Origin of the sequence: Mesorhizobium sp. M4A.F.Ca.ET.050.02.1.1, from assembly GCF_003997725.1 — a bacterium.
Taxonomy (GTDB): domain Bacteria; phylum Pseudomonadota; class Alphaproteobacteria; order Rhizobiales; family Rhizobiaceae; genus Mesorhizobium.
On record NZ_RZSG01000509.1, the window covers coordinates 1 to 4351 of the forward strand.

A 4351-nucleotide genomic window follows, 5' to 3' on the forward strand; every position below is an offset into this window, starting at 1 on the left:
GCGCAGAAGAACTTGTCGCCGGCGGTCCTGACGATGGCGACACGCAGGTCGGGATCGTCGCGGAACGCCTTGAACGTCTCGCCCATCAGCCGCGACGTCTTCAGGTCGATGGCATTGGCCTTCGGCCGGTCAAGCGTGACTTCGAGGATCGTGCCCTCGCGGCGGGTCGAAATGACGTCAGGCATTCTTCTTCTCTCCAAGCACCAGCAGCGCGTCGGCGATCCAGGCGCCCTTGCCTTCGGCGCAGACGATCAGCGGATTGATGTCGAGCTCCTCGATCTCGCCGGCATTCTGCTGCACAAAGCCGGCGATGCCGGCGATGGCGTCGATGGCCGCCTGGACATCGGCCTTGGGCCGGCCGCGATAGCCTTCGAGCAGTGGGTAGAGCTTCAGTCCACGCAATGCCGCCTCGATATCGTCGCGGGTCGCCGGCAGCATCAAAGTGACGCTGTCGCGCAGGAGCTCGACCAGCACGCCGCCGGTGCCGAGCGTCATCACCGCGCCGAACATCGGGTCGCGGGTGAAGCCGACGATCAGCTCGGCGACGCCGTCGCGCACCATGCGCTCGGCATAGAGGCCGGTGCCGAGCGGCAGGAGGTCATGCGCGGCGGTGCTCACGGATTCGGCATCCTTGAGGTTGAGGATCACCGCGCCGACTTCCGACTTGTGGGTGACGCCCAGCGCCTTCAGCGCCACCGGGAAGCCTAGCGCCATCGACGAAATCACCGCCTCAACCGCATTGGCGGCGCGCTCGCCCTTCGGCACCGGTAGCCCGGCCTTGATCAGCCGCGCCTTGGCCTCGGCCTCGTCGGGCGTAACATGGCCGGCGTCGGCCGCGCCCGCGGCGCTGGTGTCGACCGGCTGTGCCTCGGGCTCGCGCCAGGCCCAGCCGATGAAGGCGGCCGCCTGAGCGGCATCCATGGCTTCCGAGATGCCGAACAACGGCACCATGCCGCGCGCCATCAGCCCGGCGGTATATTCCTCCGGCAGGTTTTCCGGCAGTGAGGACACGATCGCGCCTTGCGCGCTGTTGGTCTTCAGCGCCGCCTCGAAAGCGCGCAGCGTCGCCCACCAGTCGGTGTCGGAGCAGCGGTCGGGACGCGGGAAGTCGAGCACCAGCATGTTGAGGTCGAAGCCGCCCGACACCATCGCGGTGAAGGTGGCCGTCATAGCCGGCTCGTTGTTCCAGATGAAGGTGTGGTAGTCGAGCGGATTGGCGACCGCGACCAGCGGCCCCAGCGTCGACTTGACATGGACGCGATGCTTGTCGGTCAGAGGCGGGAAATGCACCCAGCGCCCCTCCGCGCTGTCGGCCATCACCGAGGCCTCGCCGCCCGAGCAGCTCATCGACGACAGCTTGTAGCCGGGCAGCGGCCCGGTGATGTGCAGCAGCTTCAGCGCCTCGATGAAGGCTGGAATGGAATCGACGCGGGCGATGCCGAGCCGCCTCAGGAAGGCGCCGGAAGCGGCGTCCGAGCCGGCCAGCGAGGCGGTGTGCGACACCGTCGCCTGCCGCGCCTGTTCCGAGCGGCCGACCTTCATGGCGATGATCGGCTTCCTCAGCTCGCGCGCCCTGGCCGCAAGCCGCTCGAAACCGGCGACCGAATCGAAGGCCTCGATGTGCAGGCCGAGCGAGGTGACGCGCTCATCCTCGATCAGGCCGAGGGCCATTTCCGAGAGGCCGGTCTGCGCCTGATTGCCGGCGGTCATCAGGAAGGCGATCGGCAGGCCGCGCTTCTGCATCGTCATGTTGATGGCGATGTTGGACGACTGGGTGATGATGGCGACGCCCTTGCCGCTGTCGGGCAGCCTGATGCCGCCATGCTGGTCGGGCCAGAGCAGCGCGCCGTCGGCATAGTTGATGAGGCCGTAGCAGTTGGGGCCGATGATCGGCATCTGGCCGGCGGCCGTAACCAATTCAGCCTGCAGCCGCTCGCCGTCCTCGTCATAGGCTTCGGTCTCGAGGAAGCCAGCGGCGAAGCAGACGGCGCCGCCGGCGCCGCGCTCTGCCAGAGCCTTGACCACCTCGATGGAAAGATGCCGGTTGACGCCGACGAAAGCGGCATCGGGCGCGCCGGGCAATTCGGCGACGGAGCGGTAGGCCTTGCGGCCGGCAACCTCGTCCTTGGTCGGGTGCACCGGCCAGATTTCGCCGGCAAAGCCCATCTTGATCGATTGCGCGACGACGGCGGCGGCCTGTGCGCCGCCAAACACGGCGATCGATTTCGGGCGCAGGAGACGTTCGAGTTTATGCATGGCCATCTTTTCGTTTGAGCATGATCTTCTCCAAAAGCCGGATCCCGGCTTTGGGCATCATGCTCTAAGCCCCAAACGGACGCAGCAGCGCCCGCGAAATAATATGTCGCTGAATCTCCGAAGTGCCTTCCCAGATGCGCTCGACGCGGGCGTCGCGCCAGATGCGCTCCAGCGGCAGATCGTCCATCAGCCCCATGCCGCCATGGATTTGGATCGCCTCGTCGGCGACGAAAGCCAGCATCTCTGTAGCCTTCAGCTTGGCCATGGCCATGTCCTGGTCGGTGACGGTGCCCTGATCGTACTTCCAGCCGGCTTCGAACACCATCAGGTCGGCGGCTTTCAACTCCGTCGCCATGTCGGCGAGCTTGAACGACACGCCCTGGAACTTGCCGATCTGCTGGCCGAACTGCTGGCGCTGGGCGGCGTACTCGATGGCGTGGCCAAGCGCACGCTCGGCGCGGCCGAGGCAGGTGGCGCCGACCTGCAGGCGAGTGGCGCCGAGCCAGGAATTGGCAACCTCGAAACCCTTGTGCACCTCGCCCAGGACCTGGCTCGCCGGCAGCCGGCAATCATCGAATTCGAGGATGGCGTTGGTGTAGCCGCGATGCGAGACGTTGCGGTAGCCGTCGCGCACGGCAAAGCCCCTGGTGCCCTTGTCGACGAAGAAGGCGGTGATCTTCTTGCGTTTGCCGCGCGGCGAATCCTCTTCGCCTGAAGCCATGAAACAAATCGCAAAGTCGGCGATGTCGGCATGGCTGATGAAGTGTTTGGTGCCGTTCAGCACCCAGTCGTCGCCATCCTGCACGGCGGTGGCCTTCATGCCGCGCAGGTCGGAGCCGGCGCCGGGCTCGGTCATTGCCAGGCAGTCCCACTTCTCGCCGCGGATGCAGGGGAAGAGATATTTCTCGCGCTGCTCCGGCGTGCCGGCGAGCAGGATGTTGGAAGGACGCGCTACGCAGGTCCAGTGCAGCGCGTAGTTGGCGCGGCCGAGCTCCTTCTCGTAGAGCAGCCAACTCACCGTATCGAGGCCGGCGCCGCCGACATCGGCCGGCATGTTGGCGGCGTAGAGCCCGGCCTCGAGCGCCTTGGCCTTCAGCTCGTCGATCAGCTCGCGGCGCAGCACGCCGGTGCGCTCCACCTCGCGCTCATGCGGATAAAGCTCGTTCTCGACGAAGGCGCGCGTCGTCTCGACGATGAGCTTTTGTTCCTCGGAAAGACCGAAATCCATCGCCTCAGCCCTTCTTCTTGCTCTTCTTCGACTTTTCGGCCTTTGCCGGCTTCACGGCCTTCTTCACCGGCTTGGCAGCCTTGGCCTTCTCGGCCGCCTTGGAGACCGGCTTCTTCGCCGCCAGCTTGGCGAGCTGCCTGGTATAGTCCTTGTGCAGCGCGCCGGCGCCCCAGCCCTTGCCCTTGTTCTGCTTCGACAGCGCCTCCATGATCGCGACCAGATTGTCGTCGCGGATCTTTTCCAGCTCGCGGATCGACAGGCCGTGCGCCTGCTCGTCCGACTGGGTGGCGATGAGATCGACCAACTCATCGTTGAACTCCGGCACGTCCATCAACTTGGTCCACGGCCATTTCAGGCAAGGGCCGAACTGCGCCATGAAGTGGCGCATGCCGGCCTCACCGCCGGCGACGCGGTAGACCTGGAACATGCCCATCTGCGCCCAGCGCAGGCCGAAGGAATAGCGCATGATGTCGTCGAGTTCCTCGACGGTGCAGATGCCATCCTTGACCAGCCACAGCGCCTCGCGCCAGGCGGCTTCGAGCAGGCGGTCGCCGACGAAGGCCTCGATCTCCTTGCGCACCACCACCGGCTTCATGCCGATCGAGGCGTAAAGTTCCTTGGCGACCTCGATCGCCTCCGGGAAGGTCTGCTCGCCGCCGACGATCTCGACCAGCGGCAGGAGATAGACCGGGTTGAACGGATGGCCGACGACCAGCCGCTCCGGGTGCTTCTTCATCGCCACCTGCATGTCGGTCGGCTTGATGCCGGAGGTCGACGAGCCGACGATGGCATTGGCCGGCGCATGGGCGTCGATCTCGGCCAGCACCCTGTGCTTGAGGTCGAGCCGCTCGGGTACGCTTTCCTGGA

Annotated in this window: 4 protein-coding genes; all 4 read right to left on the bottom strand. The window is 65.9% G+C overall.

The window, feature by feature from the left end; genetic code table 11:
- Positions 1-185 (bottom strand): enoyl-CoA hydratase-related protein (locus EOA33_RS25670; RefSeq protein WP_190234370.1); only part of this gene is annotated, 185 nt, incomplete at its 3' end.
- Positions 178-2256: an acetate--CoA ligase family protein gene (locus tag EOA33_RS25675; RefSeq protein WP_127406912.1), complete on the bottom strand. Its 2079-nt coding sequence runs from the start codon at positions 2254-2256 to the stop codon at positions 178-180. The genes EOA33_RS25670 and EOA33_RS25675, both read right to left, overlap by 8 nt.
- Before the next feature lie 64 nt (positions 2257-2320).
- The gene (locus tag EOA33_RS25680) at positions 2321-3484 is read right to left on the bottom strand and encodes an acyl-CoA dehydrogenase (protein ID WP_127406913.1); all 1164 of its coding nucleotides are present in this window, start codon (positions 3482-3484) and stop codon (positions 2321-2323) included.
- 4 nt (positions 3485-3488) lie between these two features.
- Positions 3489-4351 (bottom strand): 3-hydroxyacyl-CoA dehydrogenase NAD-binding domain-containing protein (locus tag EOA33_RS25685; protein WP_127406914.1); only part of this gene is annotated, 863 nt, incomplete at its 5' end.

What these genes read in the sequence shown, in the direction of transcription:
- EOA33_RS25680 (WP_127406913.1), bottom strand. Translation starts at nt 3,484, where the DNA reads ATGGATTTCGGTCTTTCCGAGGAACAAAAGCTCATCGTCGAGACGACG.
- EOA33_RS25675 (WP_127406912.1), bottom strand. Translation starts at nt 2,256, where the DNA reads ATGCATAAACTCGAACGTCTCCTGCGCCCGAAATCGATCGCCGTGTTT.